This window comes from Nonomuraea recticatena (assembly GCF_039533245.1).
GTDB classification, from domain to species: Bacteria; Actinomycetota; Actinomycetes; order Streptosporangiales; family Streptosporangiaceae; genus Nonomuraea; species Nonomuraea roseola.
This window is the reverse complement of sequence record NZ_BAAATE010000006.1, coordinates 18,982-37,514: the sequence shown is the minus strand read 5'-3', so window position 1 is coordinate 37,514 and position 18,533 is coordinate 18,982. Positions and strand designations below refer to the sequence as shown.

General features: G+C 68.9%; 28 protein-coding genes. 25 read left to right on the top strand and 3 right to left on the bottom strand.

The window, feature by feature from the left end; genetic code table 11:
* The first annotated feature begins 23 nt into the window (after window positions 1-23).
* The 8 genes from ABFX50_RS14130 (at window position 24) to ABFX50_RS14095 (ending at window position 3,227) form a co-directional block, all read left to right on the top strand.
* Window positions 24-623, top strand: coding sequence for a CAP domain-containing protein (locus ABFX50_RS14130; protein ID WP_346146541.1), 600 nt, complete (start codon window positions 24-26; stop codon window positions 621-623).
* A 225-nt stretch (window positions 624-848) separates the two neighbouring features.
* On the top strand, window positions 849-1,148 hold the full coding sequence (locus tag ABFX50_RS14125; RefSeq protein ID WP_346146539.1) for a hypothetical protein: 300 nt from the start codon (window positions 849-851) through the stop codon (window positions 1,146-1,148).
* Window positions 1,149-1,213: 65 nt separating this feature from the next.
* Window positions 1,214-1,471 carry a hypothetical protein gene (locus tag ABFX50_RS14120; protein WP_346146537.1) on the top strand — a complete coding sequence of 86 codons (258 nt, stop codon included), beginning with the start codon at window positions 1,214-1,216 and terminating at the stop codon, window positions 1,469-1,471.
* Window positions 1,472-1,498: 27 nt separating this feature from the next.
* Window positions 1,499-1,675, top strand: a complete 177-nt coding sequence (locus ABFX50_RS14115) for a hypothetical protein (RefSeq protein WP_346146535.1) — start codon at window positions 1,499-1,501, stop codon at window positions 1,673-1,675.
* Window positions 1,676-1,737: 62 nt separating this feature from the next.
* Window positions 1,738-2,058 carry a hypothetical protein gene (locus tag ABFX50_RS14110; protein WP_346146533.1) on the top strand — a complete coding sequence of 107 codons (321 nt, stop codon included), beginning with the start codon at window positions 1,738-1,740 and terminating at the stop codon, window positions 2,056-2,058.
* A gap of 28 nt (window positions 2,059-2,086) precedes the next feature.
* On the top strand, window positions 2,087-2,401 hold the full coding sequence (locus ABFX50_RS14105) for a hypothetical protein (RefSeq protein WP_346146531.1): 315 nt from the start codon (window positions 2,087-2,089) through the stop codon (window positions 2,399-2,401).
* Complete coding sequence (locus ABFX50_RS14100) at window positions 2,398-2,847, top strand: hypothetical protein (RefSeq protein WP_346146530.1); 450 nt, start codon at window positions 2,398-2,400, stop codon at window positions 2,845-2,847. The genes ABFX50_RS14105 and ABFX50_RS14100 overlap by 4 nt, the downstream gene beginning before the upstream one ends.
* A 38-nt stretch (window positions 2,848-2,885) precedes the next feature.
* Window positions 2,886-3,227 (top strand): hypothetical protein, encoded by a 342-nt coding sequence (locus tag ABFX50_RS14095; RefSeq protein ID WP_346146528.1) that lies wholly within the window; start codon window positions 2,886-2,888, stop codon window positions 3,225-3,227.
* Window positions 3,228-3,806: 579 nt separating this feature from the next.
* Here ABFX50_RS14095 and ABFX50_RS14090 read toward each other — a convergent pair.
* On the bottom strand, window positions 3,807-4,226 hold the full coding sequence (locus ABFX50_RS14090) for a hypothetical protein (RefSeq protein ID WP_346146526.1): 420 nt from the start codon (window positions 4,224-4,226) through the stop codon (window positions 3,807-3,809).
* A gap of 583 nt (window positions 4,227-4,809) precedes the next feature.
* Window positions 4,810-5,640 carry a Tn3 family transposase gene (locus ABFX50_RS14085; protein WP_346147064.1) on the bottom strand — a complete coding sequence of 277 codons (831 nt, stop codon included), beginning with the start codon at window positions 5,638-5,640 and terminating at the stop codon, window positions 4,810-4,812.
* Between the two features lie 134 nt (window positions 5,641-5,774).
* Here ABFX50_RS14085 and ABFX50_RS14080 point away from each other — a divergent pair, with 134 nt between their 5' ends.
* The 17 genes from ABFX50_RS14080 to ABFX50_RS14000 all read left to right on the top strand — a co-directional run bounded on the left by ABFX50_RS14080 (window position 5,775) and on the right by ABFX50_RS14000 (window position 16,647).
* The gene (locus ABFX50_RS14080) at window positions 5,775-6,032 is read left to right on the top strand and encodes a hypothetical protein (RefSeq protein ID WP_346146524.1); all 258 of its coding nucleotides are present in this window, start codon (window positions 5,775-5,777) and stop codon (window positions 6,030-6,032) included.
* Between the two features lie 66 nt (window positions 6,033-6,098).
* Window positions 6,099-6,410: a hypothetical protein gene (locus tag ABFX50_RS14075; RefSeq protein ID WP_346146522.1), complete on the top strand. Its 312-nt coding sequence runs from the start codon at window positions 6,099-6,101 to the stop codon at window positions 6,408-6,410.
* A 213-nt stretch (window positions 6,411-6,623) separates the two neighbouring features.
* Window positions 6,624-7,505, top strand: coding sequence for a DNA polymerase III subunit beta (locus ABFX50_RS14070; RefSeq protein ID WP_346146521.1), 882 nt, complete (start codon window positions 6,624-6,626; stop codon window positions 7,503-7,505).
* Entirely contained in the window at window positions 7,502-8,110 is a 609-nt protein-coding gene (locus tag ABFX50_RS14065; protein ID WP_346147062.1) for a DNA polymerase III subunit beta, read from the top strand. The genes ABFX50_RS14070 and ABFX50_RS14065 overlap by 4 nt, the downstream gene beginning before the upstream one ends.
* A gap of 167 nt (window positions 8,111-8,277) precedes the next feature.
* Window positions 8,278-9,411, top strand: a complete 1,134-nt coding sequence (locus ABFX50_RS14060) for a ParB/RepB/Spo0J family partition protein (RefSeq protein ID WP_346146519.1) — start codon at window positions 8,278-8,280, stop codon at window positions 9,409-9,411.
* A gap of 71 nt (window positions 9,412-9,482) precedes the next feature.
* A complete protein-coding gene (locus ABFX50_RS14055; RefSeq protein ID WP_346146517.1) occupies window positions 9,483-9,899 on the top strand; it encodes a hypothetical protein in 417 nt (138 codons plus the stop codon).
* Window positions 9,896-10,183 carry a hypothetical protein gene (locus tag ABFX50_RS14050; RefSeq protein ID WP_346146515.1) on the top strand — a complete coding sequence of 96 codons (288 nt, stop codon included), beginning with the start codon at window positions 9,896-9,898 and terminating at the stop codon, window positions 10,181-10,183. Before ABFX50_RS14055 ends, ABFX50_RS14050 begins: the two co-directional genes overlap by 4 nt.
* 106 nt (window positions 10,184-10,289) lie before the next feature.
* Window positions 10,290-10,829 carry a hypothetical protein gene (locus ABFX50_RS14045; protein ID WP_346146513.1) on the top strand — a complete coding sequence of 180 codons (540 nt, stop codon included), beginning with the start codon at window positions 10,290-10,292 and terminating at the stop codon, window positions 10,827-10,829.
* 35 nt (window positions 10,830-10,864) lie between these two features.
* Complete coding sequence (locus ABFX50_RS14040; protein WP_346146511.1) at window positions 10,865-11,398, top strand: DUF6349 family protein; 534 nt, start codon at window positions 10,865-10,867, stop codon at window positions 11,396-11,398.
* A gap of 33 nt (window positions 11,399-11,431) precedes the next feature.
* Window positions 11,432-11,923, top strand: coding sequence for a DUF6349 family protein (locus ABFX50_RS14035; RefSeq protein WP_346146509.1), 492 nt, complete (start codon window positions 11,432-11,434; stop codon window positions 11,921-11,923).
* 109 nt (window positions 11,924-12,032) lie between these two features.
* Window positions 12,033-12,266 (top strand): hypothetical protein, encoded by a 234-nt coding sequence (locus ABFX50_RS14030; RefSeq protein WP_346146507.1) that lies wholly within the window; start codon window positions 12,033-12,035, stop codon window positions 12,264-12,266.
* A 120-nt stretch (window positions 12,267-12,386) separates the two neighbouring features.
* A complete protein-coding gene (locus tag ABFX50_RS14025; protein ID WP_346146505.1) occupies window positions 12,387-13,217 on the top strand; it encodes a DUF6094 domain-containing protein in 831 nt (276 codons plus the stop codon).
* A 21-nt stretch (window positions 13,218-13,238) separates the two neighbouring features.
* Window positions 13,239-13,706 (top strand): hypothetical protein, encoded by a 468-nt coding sequence (locus tag ABFX50_RS14020; protein WP_346146503.1) that lies wholly within the window; start codon window positions 13,239-13,241, stop codon window positions 13,704-13,706.
* Entirely contained in the window at window positions 13,703-14,881 is a 1,179-nt protein-coding gene (locus tag ABFX50_RS14015) for a DUF3560 domain-containing protein (RefSeq protein WP_346146501.1), read from the top strand. The genes ABFX50_RS14020 and ABFX50_RS14015 overlap by 4 nt, the downstream gene beginning before the upstream one ends.
* 144 nt (window positions 14,882-15,025) lie before the next feature.
* Window positions 15,026-15,568: a hypothetical protein gene (locus tag ABFX50_RS14010; protein ID WP_346146499.1), complete on the top strand. Its 543-nt coding sequence runs from the start codon at window positions 15,026-15,028 to the stop codon at window positions 15,566-15,568.
* Window positions 15,569-15,633: 65 nt separating this feature from the next.
* Window positions 15,634-16,095, top strand: a complete 462-nt coding sequence (locus tag ABFX50_RS14005) for a hypothetical protein (protein ID WP_346146497.1) — start codon at window positions 15,634-15,636, stop codon at window positions 16,093-16,095.
* Window positions 16,096-16,452: 357 nt separating this feature from the next.
* Window positions 16,453-16,647: an HNH endonuclease gene (locus tag ABFX50_RS14000; protein ID WP_346146495.1), complete on the top strand. Its 195-nt coding sequence runs from the start codon at window positions 16,453-16,455 to the stop codon at window positions 16,645-16,647.
* 822 nt (window positions 16,648-17,469) lie between these two features.
* Here the strand turns inward: ABFX50_RS14000 and ABFX50_RS13995 are convergent.
* Window positions 17,470-18,519 carry a hypothetical protein gene (locus tag ABFX50_RS13995; protein WP_346146493.1) on the bottom strand — a complete coding sequence of 350 codons (1,050 nt, stop codon included), beginning with the start codon at window positions 18,517-18,519 and terminating at the stop codon, window positions 17,470-17,472.
* Window positions 18,520-18,533: the final 14 nt, after the last annotated feature.

The window sequence follows — 18,533 nt, the reverse complement described above, 5'->3', positions numbered from 1 at the left end:
ACGAGAACCTAATCCTCAGGCCCATGTCAGAGTTCCCGAACACGCCCATAGGGCGCGCCAACTCCCGAAGACAGGCAACGCACATCGAGTATGCGCTCTTGTGCATGGTCAACGCTGAACGCGCCCGCCTCGCCAAAGCCATGGGCTGGCTCATACCGCAGGCGCGGATACCGAAATCCATAGGACGACCAGGAAGACCAAGCAAGCCGGGCCTCGGCGGTGCCGCGGCTCGCCACCTCAGGGACTCGCTCGCTCTGCGCTGGTGGGGGAGAGTCACACCAGGCAAGAACTGCATCCCCCAGAAGGAGAAGCCTGAGCTGTGCGACTCGCATATCAATCCACAGAACAACTCGACCCCGCACGGCCGTGCGGCGGAAACGACCTTCCCGGGCGGCTGCAAGGGGTGGAGTGTCGCCGAGAACACCTACGTGGGGTGGGGTCAACAACATGTGACGCCCAGAGCGGCATTCGAGGCCTGGCGCAAAAGCTTTCCTCACTACAAGAACATGATTCAAGGGGGAGAGTACATGGTCGTCTCGGTGGCCTTGGGAAGCGCTGATCCTGACGCCGGCTCCACTGTCCCAGCCGTGACGTACGTCCAAATGTTTGGCTCCTGCTGGTGACGCCAAGTCCGTCCAACCATCAACTTCCTCACGAGTAGCAGTGCCTCGGCTACTGCTCCCCTGGTGCGCCGATCCACCCAGTGGCGCGGGCCGAGCAGGGGGCCACCGATGCTCGGCTGCCGATTTCTCGGCGAATTTGCGCGAGAACATGATGCTATCAAAAAGATAGTAGACTATGATGAAGTTATAAGAACAAGTCGCCACCAATCACCACAGGAGGACCACATGACCACCGCCACTCTCCCCGACATCAGCGTCTGCCTCGACGTCAACACCGTCCCCTTCAACAGGCCCGCCAAGGCCGAGCGCCTCAAGTCGGGCGACGTTGTCGTGATCCCGGGCGAGCCCGCCGAGCCCGGCGAGGAGGCCGACAGCTTCCCCGCGGTCGTCCGCGCCGTCACCGCCGGCGCCCCTGGCCGCTACACCGTCCACGTCCACTACCTCGAAGACGCCTTCGACTACTACGGCCACCCCATGACCGACGCCGACACCATCTACGTGATCAGCGCCGCCACCGCCGCCTGACACGCCCCCCGGCCGGCGCGCGCCCCGCGCCGGCCCCCTGTCTCCAGTCAAACGAGAGGACCACCATGGACGCCACCATCACCTACGTCTGCTCCCGCAGGGCCGCCGAGAAGCTCGTCGCCCAGCTGGCCGAGACCTACCGCGCCCAGCCTGAATACGGCCCCGAGCTGATGGAAGAGGGCTTCGATGACCGTCAGTGGACGATCGTCTGGGAAGGAGGCCCCGAGGAGTGGGCGTATCACGCGAGCGAGCGCATCCCTGCCCCGGCCGGGACGTTCCTTGAGCCGGTCAACTACTGCGTGCTGGCGATCCACCGGGTCTGACCGGCGCGGCACAGAAAGGAGTTTCCCGTGAGAAGAAGGCATAGCCCGCTGGCCACCATCGCCGCCATCGTCGTCGTCGGAGCGTTCATCTGCCTCGCGCTGGCCGTGAACGCCGCCAGCAAGGCGGCTGATCGCCCGACGTTCGCCCCCGGTGGATGCCACCACCTGCGGGAAATTTTCGCAGGTCATCAAGCCGTGAACTGAATGCTATCTGAATCGTAGATAACTATGATAAAGATATAAGTTTCGTGATTCCAGGAGGCAGCATGATCGGCAGCATCGAGCAGGCCAGCATCGCCGGACGCCGCCAGGCGGTCGCTGACACGATCAACGACTTCAGCGACTGCGTCCACGCCTACGTCCAGGGCGCGGGCGCCTTGGTCGCCGTCGACGAGGCCCGCGCCGTCGCCACTGCCGCCGCCGGCCGCTACATGCTCGACCTCGCCGAGCTCATCGACGCCGACCGCGCCGACGACGCCGCGACCATGCGCGCCATGGCCGCACTCCTTGCCACCAGGACGCGGATCAGCCCATTCCAGGTCGCCCAGCAGACCGGCCTCGCCGAACGTCTCGCCCGCCTCGCCTGACCCCTGCCGACACCGAGAGGACACTGACATGACCGTCCGCCACCTCCGAGCCGTCCCCGACCCGGCCCCCGACGCCGCGAACGCCGCCCCGGCCGTACCGGACGGCTTCGACGCGGCCGCCGCCGCGGAGAGCCTGCGCCGACGCATCCGTGCCAGCATCGCCCGGCACGTGGCCGACGGCCACGACATCCGAGCCGCCACCATCCGGGCGGCCAAGGACGCTCAGGCTGAATCCATGGCGAAGGGGTGGGCGCCCGCGCTGGCTCGGAGGGTCGCCCTGTTCACCATCGAGGTCGGCGCCGAGTGGGCCGCCGAGATCGCAGGCAAGGAGGCCCGCCGATGAGCGCGCGGATCATCATCACGTGCACGGAGCACCCCACTCTGGCTATGTGCGACGACGACCTGTCCTTCAAGGTCGAGACTGCCGCCGCCGCCCGCGCCCTCTACGCCACCCTGCACCCGCAGGCGGCCGCCAGTAAGACCGCCCGCGTCGTCATCGGCTGCGAGGTGGACCGCTGCATGACGCTCATGTCGATACCGCTCGACAGCGTCGCCGAGGCTCGCGCCTTCCTCTCCGGCCACAACTACGGCTGGTACCTGGCCCGCCGCGCCGGCGGCCGCCTGGTCGACGGCTGCCAGCTGCACCTGGGCACCTGCTGCGTCAACTGCGCCCGCCGCCCCAGCTACACCCTGGACCCCGCAGCAGTCCTGCCCAGCGACGCCGACCACCCGGCCGCGAACGGCCGCGCCGCCCAGCTCGACCTGTTCGCCGCCGGGGAGGCGGCGTGAACGCCCGTCCCGAACCCCGCTGCCGAAGGAGCCCGAACGTGAACGCCGAGCAGGAGAGCAAGCTCCGCCTGCTGCAGGAGGCCGCCGGCCGCGCCCTGGCCGATCTGGCGGGCCGCGGCCTGCCCGTCTGCCGCTGGGAGATCAGCGACAAGGGCAAGCATGCCGGAACGCTGCTCGGATGCTACGAGCGGCTGTCGGCCACCCCCGAGCAGCGCGTGAACGCGATCCGCGAGTGGGCCACGCTCCTGCAGGCCGAACCGAGGTGGGAGCTGTCGCTGGACGCTCCGGGCGGCTGGTACCAGGTGCGACGCCGACACCTGGGCGCTCGGGTCGTGGTCCGCGCCTGGCTGCAGCACGAGCCCCGCCAGGGGCGGGCGTGAAGGCCGGGACCGCCGAGCGCCGCCTAGCGCTCCGCGGTGTAGGGCAGGCGAGGAGGAAGATCCTCGATGCGGAAAACGAGGAGGTCCGCGCGGTGGCTGCCGCTCGGGCCGCCGGAGCGACCTGGAAGGAGGTATCGACTACGGGCCTACGCAAAAACGATGGGAGGCGGCGCAGAAGGCCGCCGAGAAGATATGCGGGCACGACCTGCCCGACCTCGACCAATAAGAGAAATCCCAGCTCGGGCGCACCGTTTCCGGGACGGCCATCGACCGGTGCTGACGGCGCCGGCGAGGCCTCGGTGGCGGCCGACGTGACGACCGTCGTAGCGATGGTGGCGGGCATCTCCTTCGCCTGCTGCTTGGCCCTGGCGGCGGCCTGCTTGACCCACAGCGCGTGACCGGCATGGGATTCGCCACCGCGACAGGTAAGGACCTGGTGTCCGTTGCAGTTCGACTTTGCGGGCGTGCCCGCCGACTACCTCAGTGACGAACGTTCGGGCTGTGGGTGGCCGGGACGTTGTGTGAAAGTCGATCTTGCGCATTCCGTGCGCGGAAGGTGACACAGCCAGGAGAGGGGACTTAGGCGTTGGCTTTCCTCACCAGGTCGTCGATGCCTTGGCGCCGGAAGTTGAGGCCGCAGTCGGGGCACCAGACCGTGGGTGGGATGCGAATGGCTCGGCCGCACCCCGTGCACGACAGGAACGCCCCCTGTCGCGGGAAGTCGTCCTGCGCGAAGACCAGTTCTTCGGGGCAGTGCGGGCACTCCACGACCTGCTCCATGTCCGGGGTCTGTTCCTTTAATCCGCAGCCGATGCAGGGCAGTCCCTCGGTGCTCCCGGGCCCGTGCACGCCGAACCGCTTCCGCAGCCGCTCGTTGAGGTCGGGCAGTAGGCGGAGGCAGTCCGAGCAGACCATGTCCGGTTCGAAGACGAACGTCACCTGCCGGCATCCGAGGCAGTGCGTGGCGAAGGACCCATCCCGCAGCACATCCCTGGCCACAGCGCCCTCGACGAGTCCGTGGTCCTTCGTCCCGCAGGCCGGGCACGTCGGTACGGGTTTTGTCCCACGAGCGGTCCTGGCGCACCCGGTGCACGCGGCCTCCCCGGCGCCGCGCCCCTCCTGTCTCGGGCCGGACGGCAACCGGGCGAGATCGGACGAGGATTTGCGGCGACGGAGCCAACGGAAAACCATGGCACAAGGATCGTGTCGCACGCCTGGGATGTCGACCCCCGGGTTTTGCAGGTTCATCGCGCGGTGGGTGCGCGGCCGGGAGCGGTGGGGTGCCCCGGGCTGCACCGACCGTGGGGTACCTGCCTCTCCGAGGCTACTCGCGAGGCGCGGCCGGGCCTCTGCGGGACGCGTGAACGCCAGGGTTCGGGTCGCCCCGGTTCCGCTGTCATCTTGGTGGCAGACGACACCCTGCCGAACGCCGGGCAGGACCTCTAACGCACGGACCGCGTTTGTCTAACCCCACCCATCGCCGGAACCCTGCAACGCCAAGCCGAACGGATTTTGCACCTGCTTGGCTGAGCACGTCCCCGCGCCTTCCTACGGGCTCAGCGCAGCTGATGGGAAGCGGCGATCACCTCGTGATGTCCTCCGCAGCCGGCGGACGAAGCGGACGCCAGCCGCCGACATCCAGCTTGGCCAGCTCCGCTTCCACGTCCACGGTGATGACCCCGAAGAAGTTGACGTTCTCGCTGTGCGCGGGGGAGATGTGGGCCAGCAGCTCATCGGGAACGTCGCGACCGGTGGCGCGCAGCTGCCGGACGGCGAGCGAGTAGTACTCGGTCGTCCAGGTGATGACGGCGTTGGTCAGCACGGTCAAGCACCACGCCTGGTCGGTCTGGTCGGCCAGAGCCGGCTTGGTGACGGCGCCCTGCTGGGCGTAGTGCAGATCGCGGCGCAGCGCGTGCAGGCTCTCGCCTTTGTTCAGCTGACGGGCGATCTTCCTGCGGTAGGACGGGTCCGACAGATACTTCGCCGCGTGCAAGGTGCGGCGCAGCATGCCCCACTCCTTCAAGGCGGCGGCCAGGGTGTTCTGCCGGGAGGCGGCCGACCACTTGCCCACCACGAGCGAGGCGGTGGCCTGGCCGTACTTCAGCGACCCGGCCATGCGCAGCAGGTCCGGCCAGCACTCGGTGATCAGGTCTTCGTTCCAGCGTGCGCCCAGCAGCGGGCCAGCGTGCGGATAGCGCTTGACCGTCTCCGTGGGTGTCTCGTCCCGGATCAGAGTGATCTTGCCCAGGTCGCGAATGCGCGGGGAGAGCAGCTTGCCCACCAGGTCGAACAGGGCAAAGTTGATAAGCGTCACGCCATGTGTATCGGTCGCGTGTTCGAACAGGGGTAGATCGGTGGCGTTGCCCAGGAAGTCGTCCAGCCCGAAGTGCGCCTCGCGGGCGTTCGGCACGATGATTTTGCGGGCGGCAGGCGGCTGACATGCACATTCTCTGCGATTCCTTCACGCATTCCGTGTACTATGGATGTGATAGTAAGCTATGATAAAGATATAGAAATTGATCCACTCCACCAAGAAGGACGGTCGCCATGCTGAACCTCATCGACTCCCTGCCTGCCACGCTGCGCGGCCAGCTGGCTGCCAACCCCTACGCTCTGCTTCGCGCCCAGGCTGAGCGTCTCCACGAGAGGATCCCGGCCGGCGCCGTCCACGAGTTCATCGAGTTCGGCCTGCGCGGCTACGGCGAGGCCACTGATGCGGCGGCGTGGAAGACGGAAATCTGCAGGGAGGCCGACCGGCTCCTGGCCGCCGACTCCGACGAGCTCGAGGCGCTCCTGATGGCTTGAACAGCTGCTGGTCGGGGCCGCGGCCCCGACCAGCCGTCACCTCATCCCGAACCGAGAAGGAGCAGTGTGAACATCGTCACGCCCGACCACGTCCACTGGATCGGCCGCCCGGCCGAGCGCTTCGCCCTCCTCTACGTCAAGCCCGCCGCCGCGACCGCGCGTATCGAATCCACCGCCGGCGTCTACCTGCCGCACCTGCGCGACCTGGAGGTCTGCCGCCTCGGCGCCTGCTCCGCTCAGACGTCCGACGTGATCTCCGAGGCGAGGGCGCTGGAGGAGATGCTGGGCGAACTGGAGGACGACGGCGACCCCGAAAGCGCCGCCCTGCGCGACGAGCTCGCGGCCCGCCTCGCCTTCGTCTCCGCCCCCGCCTCCTGATCCTGCGACGGACGTAGGCCTAGAGTCATCGGCCGGTCGCCGGTGATATTTCCGCAGCTCAGGCGGCCTACCAGTGTACTATCAGAGTCACTGTTTGCTACTATAGAGATATAGAAATCAGGTCCTCCCGTAACTGCCTGGCGGCCGCCGAACCGGCGGCCGCCACCCCGTTCCGTTCCGTTCCGTTCTGTTTCGTTCGATGAAGGAGACCGCATGTCCGCCACCACCGGCAGCAAGTCCAAGGCCAAGGCCGCGCAGAGCCCCGCCGCCACGAAGACCGCCACGAAGACCATCGCGAAGGGCGCCACGAAAGCCGCAGCTAGCACCAAGCCGGCGACCCGGCGCAAGCCCAAGGCTGCCGACCATGCGGCGCCCGCGGCCGACGTTCAGGCCGACGTCCAGGCCGTGGTCCAGGCCAACGTCCAGGCTGTGGCTCAGGCGGTGGTCCAGGCTGAGGCCCAGGACGCGACGCAGACTGAGCAGGCCCAGATTCGAGAGGACGCGACGTCGGCGCCCGAGGCGCAGCCGGAGAAGAGCGAGCCGCCGCAGGACACCCTCACCGGGTTCCGCGTCGATCGCAACGAGTTCGCCCGCGCGGTCGCCTGGACTGCGCGATCCCTGCCCGCAGTGGCCTCGGTCCCCGTCCTGACGGGTATCCGCCTCGACCTCGCCGACGGCCAGTTGCGCCTGTCGGCCTTCGATTACGAGGTGTCCGCCCAGGCCGTCATCCCGGCGACGTTCGAGGGCTCCGCGCAGCTGCTGCTGCCGGGCAAGGTCCTGGCCGAGATCGTGCGCGCGCTACCCGCACACCCTGTCGACGTCGCCGTGAAGGGAGCCAAGGTCGTCGTCACCTGCGGGCCTGCCCGCTTCACTCTGCTGACCATGCCGGTCGAGGACTACCCGAACCTGCCCCAGACGCCGCCCGTCATCGGACGGATCGACGGGGCCATCCTCGCGACAGCGGCCGCGCAGGCGGCTGTCGCGGCGGGCCGCGACGACACGCTGCCCATGCTGACCGGTATCCGCATGGAAGTCTCCGGCGACGCGGTCACGCTGCGTCCACGGATCGCTACCGGCTCGCCGTCCGCGACCTGACGTGGAAGGCGGAGCCGACGAAGTCGGGAACCTTCACCGCCGAAGTGCTGGTCCCGGCGAAGGTGCTGGCCGCGGCCGCCAAGGCGTTCGCCGGCGTCGCCGAGGTGGAGATCTCGATGACGGGCCAGGACGAGAAGTTCGGCGGCGGACTGCTCGGCCTGTCCGGCGGCGGCCTCTCCACCACGACCCGCCTGCTCGACCCCCAGTTCCCCAACTTCCGGGCGCTGATGCCGAAGGAGTTCGAGGCGCACGCCGACCTGCAGGCCGGGTCGTTCCTCGAGGCGGTCAAGCGGGTCGGGCTGGTCGCCGAGCGCGACACCCCGGTCAAGCTGACCTTCGCTGACGGCCAGGTCACCATCGAGGCCGGCACCGGCGACGAGGCGCACGGGGTGGAGGTGCTGCCGGTGAAGTGGACCGGCGAGCCGATGACGATCGCGTTCAACCACACCTTCCTGCTGGAGGGCATCGCCGCCACAGGTTCGCCGGCAGCCCGGCTCAAGGTGGTGAGCGAGATCCGCCCGGCGATCGTCGTCGGCCTGGCAGGCGACGGGGAGCCGGTCCCCGGCTACGAGTACCTGATCATGCCGATCCGGCTGTCGAGCTGACATCGGCGGGCCGCCCGCCCGGCGTACGCGCCTCGGCGGGCGGCCCCTTCGCTCCAGGCGTTTCCGCAGGTCAACAGCGCTGTTCCGATGTACGTCAAGATCCATAAATGATATGATTTTGATATAAGAAATTGCTCTGCACATCACTCCCCAAGGAGGGCTACCGCATGGCCGTCAAGACCGCGACCACCGCACCCAAGGGCGCCAAGCCTCGCAAGACCGCCCCGACCGGCGCGCCCCAGAGCCCGACATCGGACAAGTCGGCCGCGACCGCGACGGCCAAGATCGTCGCGAAGACCGTCCCGATCGACCGGATCGACCGCGACCCCACCCAGCCGCGCGAGCACTTCGACGAGGGCAAGCTGCAGGAGCTGGCGCTGTCGATGAAGGAGCTCGGCCAGCTGCAGCCCGTCAGCGTCCGATACAACGCCGCCACCCGCCGGTACATCCTCATCATGGGCGAGCGCCGGTGGAGGGCTGCACAGATCGCCGGTCTGACCGAGCTGCGCACGCTCGTCCACCACGGCATCGAGGACGGCGACCCGGAGACGCTCGCAAAGGCCGTCGCCGAGAACGTCGGCCGCGCCGACATGACGCCGATGGAGGAGGCCAAAGGCTTCCAGCGGCTCGTCGAGTTCGGCTACGACATCGAGAAGGTGGCCGCCATGTGCGGCAAGTCCGCCTCCTACGTCGGCTGGCGGATCGACCTGCTGAAGCTGTCGCTCCCCCTCCAGGAGGCGCTGATCAAGGGGCACGTCCCGATCGGGCTCGCCTGGTACGTCGCCAACCTGCACCACGACAACCAGGCCCGCTTCCTGGGCCGCTGGGTGCGCGGCGACTTCGCCACCGCCCGAGACGCCGAGGCGTTCGCGCAGGCGTGCCGCGTCGAGGAGGAGCGCCAGTCGACGCAGGGCTCGTTCTTCGTCCTGGCCGAAGGCGTCGACGAGGCCGGCGCGGCCGGGGCGCAGGGCGGCCTGTTCGGCGAACTGGAGCTGCCCGCCGAGGAGCGTGAGCGCATCGTCTCCGAGCGCAAGAAGCTCGTCCGCAAGATCGAGCAGCTCGGCACCGCCGGAACGATCCTGGCGGAGATCGCGACGATGGACCCGGGCGAGCTGGCCCTGCTCCTGGGCGGCGCCCAGGGCGGCGTCGGCGGCCAGCGGATGCGCATCGACCACCTGAAGGACGTCGCGGGCAAGGCCGTCGCCACCCTGCGCCAGGCCCAGGCCGTCGCCTCCGTCCGCGCGGGCGCCCTGCAGATCGCCCCCGACGCGGCAGCCGACACCGCCTCCAACGCCGCCTAGAGGGCTATCAGATTCATAGTGACCCGTGTGGCTGGGAGGCCGGCCACACGGGTCTGATCAGGGAGACCGCTGTGACCTTCACGACTCTGCGGGCGACGCGCTTCTACCGCGTCGACTACATCGGCGAAACCTGGACGCTGCGCGCCGACCTGCTCGGCAACGCGCGCGTGGCCAGCCTGCTGCGCGCCTCGCGCGGCTGGAACCTGCCCATCCGCATCACACCGTTCGTCCGCCTCTCGCCGGTGCGCGTCTGCTCCTGGTGCCGCGCCCGGCCCCGCGCCTGGGATTGGGCGTGCGAGGTGCGCCGCGAACTGACCACCTGCGACTCCGCCCAATGCCGCGCCGCCCGCGACGCCGCCGCGACCGGACAGGCGCGGCCACCGTCGTACGCGGCCGGGCCGGAGGCCCTCAATCCCGCCTCAGCGGCGATCGGCGGATCCTCCACCTCCACCATCCACCCGCGGGCAACGAGGAGGTCACAGACGTGATCAGCGCCTTCCCTGGCCGGGCCGCAGGACCCCGGCCGATCGCCTACCAGCTGGGCGAGCAGCGGGTGTTGTGTGCGCCCAACTGCCTGCCGGAGCGGCGGGCGCAGCAGATGACCGACGCCGGCCGGCACGTCGGTGACGTCCACCCGTGGACGGTCGATCTGTCGCTGGGCGATGAGGATCTCCGCTGTGACGGGTGCGGCCGCGTCCTGGTCCAGGCGCCCGCCCTCATCGAGGAGACCGACGAGCCGGCGGGCGGCGGCGCCGCCCAGCCCACCGGCTGAACTTCCGCGATTTTACGGCTCCCACCTGCGCAAACAACGGAATATCACAGTAGCAGTAAGCTATGATAGTGATATATCTACTCCTACTCCGCCAGGAGGCGTCAGCATGCTCGACACCACCGCCACCACCCGGGTCGACGTCACCCTGTCCCGCGCCCAGTGGGAGCTCGTCATCGACGGACTCCTGGCCGCCGGACTCGACCTCGGCGGGCCAGGCTGGTGCTTCTGCCCCGATGCCGGCGACAACGACATCTGCGACTCCTGCAGCGACAACCTGCAGCGCGCCTACGAGGCCCGCGAACTCGCCGGAGAGATCAACATCAAGATCGGCGACCGCGACGCCCGCACAACGCTGGTGTTCTCCGCCTACACCTGGAACATGGCGGCCGCCGCTCTGCTGGACGGCGCCGCCTTCACTCTCGACAGCCTCGGCGGCGACTGCATCCACGTCGGACAGGAAGGCCTGTGCGGCGAGTGCGCGGCCGAAGCCAAGAGGACGCGCGGCATGCTCCGCCTGGCCGTCCACATCGCCCGCCGCGCCCGCCGCGCCCACACCCGCGCCACCCGCCGCCAGGAGGTCGCCGCCCAGCTGACCCGGCGGCCGCGCCGCCAGCGCGGCAGTCGCGCCCGCGGCCGCCGCGCCTGACCCCGACCGACCTGCGACGCAAGGAGAGGAACCGCATGCCCGCCAACGCGCCGGCCATCGTGCCCGCCAGTGCTGGAACGCCCCGGACGGAAGTCGGCTACACCGACCTGCCCGAGCAGCCGCAAGGCCACTGCCGCGTCCACGTCGGCTACTGGCACAAGAAAGCCGACGAGGTCGACCCGCCCACGGTCGACAACCCCGGATACCACCTTCGCTACCGGTCGACCTGCGGTGGCTGCGGCCACGCCGGGCCCGTCCGCAGCAGCGAGAACCGCGCGGCCGAGGACGGCTGCGACCACGCCTACCCGGGCTGGCGCACCATGCCGGTCATGGCGGAGCGGCCGTACGGCAGCCAGGCGGCGATCGCCCGATGGGAGGCCGCCGCCAGGGCCGCCTACCCGGCCGGCTGGTTCGACCGGCAGGGCCCCGTCCGCGCGTACCGCACGCCGGGCGGCACCCGCCACGTTCCCGGCTACGCGCCCGGAGGCGGCCTGTCCATGGCCGTCCTGCGCAGCCGCCAGCCCGCGGCCCCGAAGGCGAAGCCCGTCCAGGAGGGCCTGTTCGGCTGACCAGCCCCGCCGTCGGCTACATCGTTCCGCGAGATGGCGAAGAGCACGAAGGAGAACGTCATGTCCGTCCAGGCCGAACCGCCCAGTGGCGAATGCCGGGCCAGCATCACGTCGTGGCGCGTCGAAGCGGGGGAGCAGGCCCCGCCCACCGTGAGCCGCCCCGGCTACCGAATCCGCCTCCGGGCGCGCTGCCCCGGCTGCGGCCATGAGGGGCCGCTGCGCAGCGAAGAGGAAGAGGCTGTCGAGGACGCCTGCGATCACGCCTTCCCCGACTGGCGGGACATGCCCGTGATGGAGCCGCGCCCCTACGAGGACGCGCGGAGAGAGCGCTGGTATGCGGCGGCCCGCGCCGTCTACCCGCGTGGCTGGTTCGAGCGCGAGGGGCCCGTGCGGGAGTACCGGCCGCATGGCGGGATGCGCCCCCTGCTCGGAGCGGCCCCCGGAGGCGGCTACAGCGTGGGCGTCGCCTGCGAGCCCCCCGCCAGCCCGCCCGCGCCGGCGCTCCAGCAGAGCCTGTTCGGCTGATCGGCTCCCATCAGGGCTTTCCCGCCGATTCCCCCAGCGATCAGAGTGATATCGAGATCGACAAATGCTATGATAGTGATATAGACATTGAGAGAACGGAGCCCGCCCCATGGCCATCCTCGCCAAGCTCGCCACCCCCGCCCAGGCCGTGCACATCCAGCTCGGGCGCGTGATCCACCCCGAAGCCTCCTACCGCAGCAGCGACGGCTACGTCGCCCACCGCGCCCCCGGCGACAGCGCCACCTACTGGCTGTTCTGGCCGGGCCACGACCGCCCCACCTGCCATGCGACCCTCGCCGACGCCGAAGAGGCGGTCACGCAGGGACGCCGCCGGGCCGGCTAACCCTCCGCCCCTCCATGGGTGCAGGGCTCAACCCTGCACTCGTGGCTATCAGATTCATAGTTTGCGGTGGCGGAGATATGCGCCTCCTGGTTCACGGCCACCGGAAGAAAGGACACCGCTTTGAAGATCCCCAGCGACGTGCTCGACGTCCTCGCCGACCCGCGCACCCTCATCGAGGGCGACCGTCTGCACATCCCGTTCGAGCTCGACCGGCCGCTGTACGAACGCGTCAACAAGCTTCTGAAGGAGGCGGGCGGCAAGTGGGACGGCAGGAAGGCGGTACGCGCCCACGTTTTCCCGCACCCGATAGAAGACTTCATGCAGCAGGCGATCCTCGCCGGCGAGTTCATGTCCCGCTTGGACCTCGGCTGGTACCCCACCCCGCCCAACGTGGTCCACGAGATTCTTGAGCAGGCGTCCATTCGACCCGGCATGACCGTGCTGGAGCCGTCGGCCGGGACCGGCGCCATCGCCGGGCCGGCAGCCGGACGCGGCGGCGTCGTCGACTGCGTCGAGATCGACGAGCGGCGCGCCGCCGTCCTCGAGGAACGCTGCGGAGCCCGCATGGTCCTGCACGGCGACTTCCTGACCGACCTCAACCCGCTCGACTACGCCGAAGGCTTCCGGCGCGTCCTCATGAACCCGCCGTTCACCAACGCGGTCGACCACGTCAACCACGCGCTCGGCTTCCTCGGCGACGACGCCCTCCTCGTCTCCGTCATGCCCGACAGCATCACCTGGCGCAACGACCGCGCCCACACCCAGCTGCGCGACCTGGTCGAGCGCAACGGCGGCGAGTTCATCCCGCTGCCGCCCGACGCGTTCAAGCCGTCCGGAGCTGACGTCTACACGGTGCTCGCCGTCGTCCCCACCGGCCAGGACGGCTGCACCATCCGCAACCACACCTGGCACGTCAACCGGCCGCGCCAGCTCGACCTGTTCACCGTCTGACCAGCGAAGGAGCACCCGACCATGACCCGATTCGACCTCGAACCGCTGCGCGAGCGCATCACCACCTGGCGGACCGAACGCGGCGCCATGTCCGACCGGGAGGCCGCCGGCCAGCCGGTCCTGCCCGGTGACTGGCACCGCTCCGACGTTGAAGCCACCACCATCCTCGTCGACCTCGCCGAGCTGATGGGCATCGGCTGCGACAACGTGTGGACCGTCACCGTCGCCGACCACACCCGCTACGACGGCGAAGACTCGCACACGTACGCGGTACACGCCGGCAGCGCCGCCCAGGCGACCGCGTGGACGCTCGCCTGGCACGCCCACGACCATGACGCGACCGACGTCGCCGTCGACGCCTGCGAGCCCGGCATGCCCCTGGCCTACGTGTGGGACGACGTCCGCGCCCAGTCCCGCAACCAGCCCGACCCGGCCGCCTTCACCACCCCCGCCCAGACCGTCCAGACCGAGACCGAGGAGTCCGCGTGACCACCGACCAGACATCGACCGCCGCCCCCGCCGACAGCGGCAAGCCCGCCATCCGCATCGTCCACACCCGCGCCGATGGCACGCTCCTGGAGGGCAGCCGGAAAGGCGACGGCGTGTGGGAGCTCGTCCGACCCTGGTTCCGCTGGTCCCGGCACGTCGGCATCTACATCCGCAACTCGCAGGACAAGGCCGCCGACAACTGGAAGATCAACGCGGCCGCCGAGGCGCTCCGGAAGGCCGGCTTCACCGTCGAGATCGACATCGACGACGTCACCCTGGGCCGCTCCTTCGCCGAAGCCGAAGCCGAGCGCAACGAGCGGGCCGAAGGCCGCGCCGACCGGTACGGCGAGCGCGCCGCCCGCAACACCCGGGCCGGCGATGCCCGCTGGGACGCTGTGCGAGAGCGAATGAGTCACGTCCCGCCAGGCCAGCCGATCCTGGTCGGCCACCACAGCGAGGGCAGGCACCGCCGGCTGCTGGACTGGGCGCACGCTCAGGAAGGCGCAGCCGTGCAGGAGCACAAGAAGGGCCGCTACTGGGCGGGCCGGGAGCAGGCGGCAGCCCGCTACCGCGACCACCGCGAGGATGTCGGCACCACCCGCCGCCGCCTCGACAAGCTGGCCGCCGAGCGGCGCCGGCAGGCCGACGTCATCGAGAACGGGTGGACGAAGGAGTTCTACGCCGGCGAGGAGCTGCCCGAAGGCGCCGAGCTGGTGCGCTCCTACGACGACGGCACCCGCGTGGCCAGGGTGCGGCCGACCGGCGAGCGGCTGGCCGTCCGCCAGGCCGACCTCGCCCACCTCGACGACGAGATCGGCTACTGGCAGGACGTGCTCGCCCAGGCCGCCGAACGCGGCGTGAAGATCTGGAGCCGCGACGACTTCGACAAGGGCGACTTCGTGATCTATTTCGAGACGGCCGTCGAGATCGTCCGGGTCAACGCGCGCAGCCTCACGATCCCGTGGGCCCACCTGTGGATCACGCGCGGCCAGGTCGCGACCGTCGCCATGTGCGCCAGCAGGGCGCACGGCAAGATGTCGACCGACACGCTGCCCTACGACAAGGTGCAGGGCAAGGTGACCGCCGCCGAGCTGGAAGGCCTGAACGCCCAGCAGGTGCGGGACCTGATCGCCGCCAGGCGGCGCGAGGCGCGCGGCGTGAGCGGCAGCGAGTAACAGGCAGGGGAGGGCAGGTAAAACTGCTGGTCATAGGCCGATTCCTGCCCTCTATACGTACGGTATCAATTGCAACTGTCGCCCCATAAGTGTAGTGTGAGAATTGCACACCACTTCTCCACCCAGCCAGCCAGGAGCGCCCACATGACCACAGCCACCGACCTCCGCGAGCAGGCCGCCCAGCACGACCGCGAGGCATACCGCTCCTTCGAGCAGAGCGGCAACGACGGCTTCATGAGTCAGTGGGCGTCCGGGCTGATGGCCGCCGAGAAGCGCCTCCAGGCCGACATCGACGACAACGGCGGCCGCGCCATGTTCCCCGCCCTGTTCGACACCGACGGCAACCTGGTGCCCGCCATCCGAGTCCTGGGGGAGTGGGGCTACTACTGGGCCCTGCTGGCCACCGACGACCCCAACGGCCGGCGCCGCGGCTGGTTCGGCCCCTCCAAGGCCAAGAAGGCACAGACCGCCCGCGCCAACGACGCCGCCAAGGGCTACTACGTCGGCTACGTCATGGCCCCCGCCAAAGCCGAGCTGCGCGGCGGCAACGCCTCCAGCCTCAGCGCGGTGCCCGTCCGCACCGACGGCGGCTTCTCCCGCGACGTGATCGTCGTCGACGACGGCCAGCACAACGAGTACGGCGAGACCCTCGGCCGCTGGTACGCGATCCACGGCGGACTCATCTGACCCCTATGGCCCCCCGGCGCGGCTCGCGCCGGGGGCGCCCGCCCCACCACAGGAAGGACCAGCAAGTGCCCAACCCAGAACCGGACGCCCCGCGCCCGGCCTCCGCGCAGACCGTGACCCTGGCAACCTGCACCTACCAGGAGTTCGTGCCCGCCATGGGCCACCCGGTGCGCACCACCGTGGGCCACCCGCGGTTCTTTCGCTACGAGCTCGCCGGCCACGCGAAGCTCATCACCCCGCGTCGCGAGTTCCTTCAACGGCCCTTCGACGCATACACGCTTCTCTACCGGCGCCACCTGGACGGCACCGGCCTCGACGCCATCCTTGCCGAGTTCGCCGACATGGCCGCTCGGCACGAGCCAGGCCGGCCGCTCGTTCTCCTCTGCTTCGACAAGCTCGACGAGGAAGGGTCCTGGTGCCATCGGAGCATGTTCCGGCAGTGGTACCAGGAGCAGACCGGAGAGACCATTCCGGAGCTCGGCGCAATGATGAGGCCGCGCCCCTGGGTCCAGAGCGAGCTGCTGTGAGCCCGCGCCAACTTGAGCTGCTGACGATCGTGCCGGCAAGCAAGGTGTGCAAGCGGTGCGGTGAGGACAGGCCGCCCGACGACTACTTTCCGGGCAGCGGACGGTATGGACGTGTGGGGCGATGCAGGCCCTGCAACGCCGCAGTGGCCAAAGAGCAGCGCCTGCAGGACCTGGACAAAGCCAGAGCCAGAGATCGTGCCTACCGGGCGCGCAACCTCGAAAAGGCCCGAGCCGCAGCTCGTGCGAACTACTGGAAGAACCGCCGAGTGCAGAACTGAAGCCAACCGCGCACGCCGGGCTCGCTACCGTGCACGCCTGCAGCGCGCTGACGGTCCTGGCGTCACCGAAAGCGAGTGGATGGCTCTTCGTGATGCCTACGACTGCTGCTTGGCCCGCCTCGCCACCGATCGGCCGTTGGAGCCCGATCACATCATCGCGCTGAGTCGTGGTGGCCCCCCCGCGATTGACAACATTCAGCCGCTCTGCCGTTCGTGCAACGCGAGCAAGAAGGCGCGCTTCATCGACTACCGCATCTACCACGAAGCCGCCTAACCAACGTCATCACCCCGGGGCGGCCAAGCCGTCCCGGGGCTCATCCGCCCAGCACCTAGCAGTCGCCACCATGACCAACCAGTCGCGAGCCGACCAGATCCGCGCCCGAGCGGCCACCATCAAGGAAGAAGCGCTCAAGCTCGACACCAGCGGTACCTCGACCCCCGTCTGCAGGCAGTGCGCGTCTCGGTCACCCTGGACGACCCGCGCTCGGCGCTCCTCCGTGACTACTCCACAGTCCCTCTCCGTGTCGAAGTCGGCCAGGTGACTGTCTTCGACGACAGCGACCAGGCGCGGGCCGCCCACACAACCCCTCGCACGCTACTGGCCCAGCTCGTCGACAGCGAGTACGGGGCGACGCCCCCAAAACGCTGATGGCCGACATCGGCCAGATCGCTGTGGACTACCTCGACCGCGAGTGGTTCGCCAGCTACCTCGACGAGCACCACGACGTCACGCTCGACGACCCAGGCTGGGAAGCGATCGCCTCGCAGCTGGACTCCTACGACGAGCACGTGGGCGACTATACGTCCCCAGCGTGTAGACCGACTTCGCCTACAAGGCGTCAAGACTGCTGGCCTGCTCGACGACGTGTCCGGCTTCGTCTGACCGGCCCGCCTCACCAAGTCTGCCTGCCGATGGCCGTCGACCCGACCAGCAGATCGGCGGCCGAGTTGAGCTTCGGTGCGGCTCCAGTAGGACTTTGGGACATGGGCGCTGAACGCAGCCTGCCCAAGCTCGTCGGTGTGGCTACGTGTCGGTCACAGCAAGAGGCGAGGTTCGCAGGAACGTCTTCCCCAGCCTGTAGCCGTACTACGAGATTCAGCCGCTCGCGTCGCGTGTCATCTCGCGCATCCAATTTCTCGTTTCGGGCCACTGCTCAGCCAACGCGAACCTGGCGTAGGTCACCCCGTCAAGATAGCTCGCGCCTTCGTTCAGGGAACGCAGGGTGTGGCGGACGGCGTTCGCTGCTACCCACCGGTGCCAGGCGTCCTCGTCCTCCGCTCTGACAGCGAAGCCGCGGCCTGCCCAAGGTCTTCCTAGGCTCTCCCACTCGACCCGTACCTCCTCCAGTAGTTTGGGGTTGAGCGGCAGGTGGTCGTTCGCCGACCGCACAGCCTGGATGATCGGCTGTCCAAGGTCGAAACGTTCGATTAAGGCATTGGCCAGTCGCAGCAGTATCGCCTGCCGGATCTCCTGGGACGTGAGTTGCACTCTGGCGGCCAAATCGGGTTCGTAGTGCCAGAGGGCGATCGGCGGGCATTCATCTGAAATCAGCGGGTCAACGATGGCTACCGGGTGGGGATGGTCCCACCAATCCATGGGTAGGCGCGCACCAGTGCGTAGTTCGATGATCGCCATTGCGGTCGCTTTCTGCGTCGGCCAGGGAGCACTGGCGACCTCTTGGAGCGCTGCCGCCTCCTTCTCCAGCGCAGAGGGGTCGGCGCCGTGCAGCATCTCTAGATCTAGTTCGGGTGCCCGGGCGAGCCATTGTCCATGCGCTGCGTACTCCAGGACTGTCATGCCCTTGACATTCCACGACAGGTGCCAGACTTGCGCGTCTCGGCTGAGCCAGGCCATGACCTGCGGTCTGCGGACGTAGCTGAACCCGCCCGGTTCAACCATCATGGTTGCCGCCCCTGCTCGTCCCAGATAGACGGCCTTGCCCTCCAAGAACTCGGCCTCCTCCGTGAATTCCTCGTCGGACTCCACCAGCTCTGGATGTCCTCCTCCGATCAGCCGTGTGGCGGCGTCTTCAAGCGGCAGGGGATCCCCGAGAGGACGGATGACGGTCCAAGCCAGTGCTGCCCCAAAACCGACGCCGGACTGCATGAGCTCCGTGTAGTAGGCGACGGCGTCTTCGAAGTTCATTTCAGTTAGCCTTT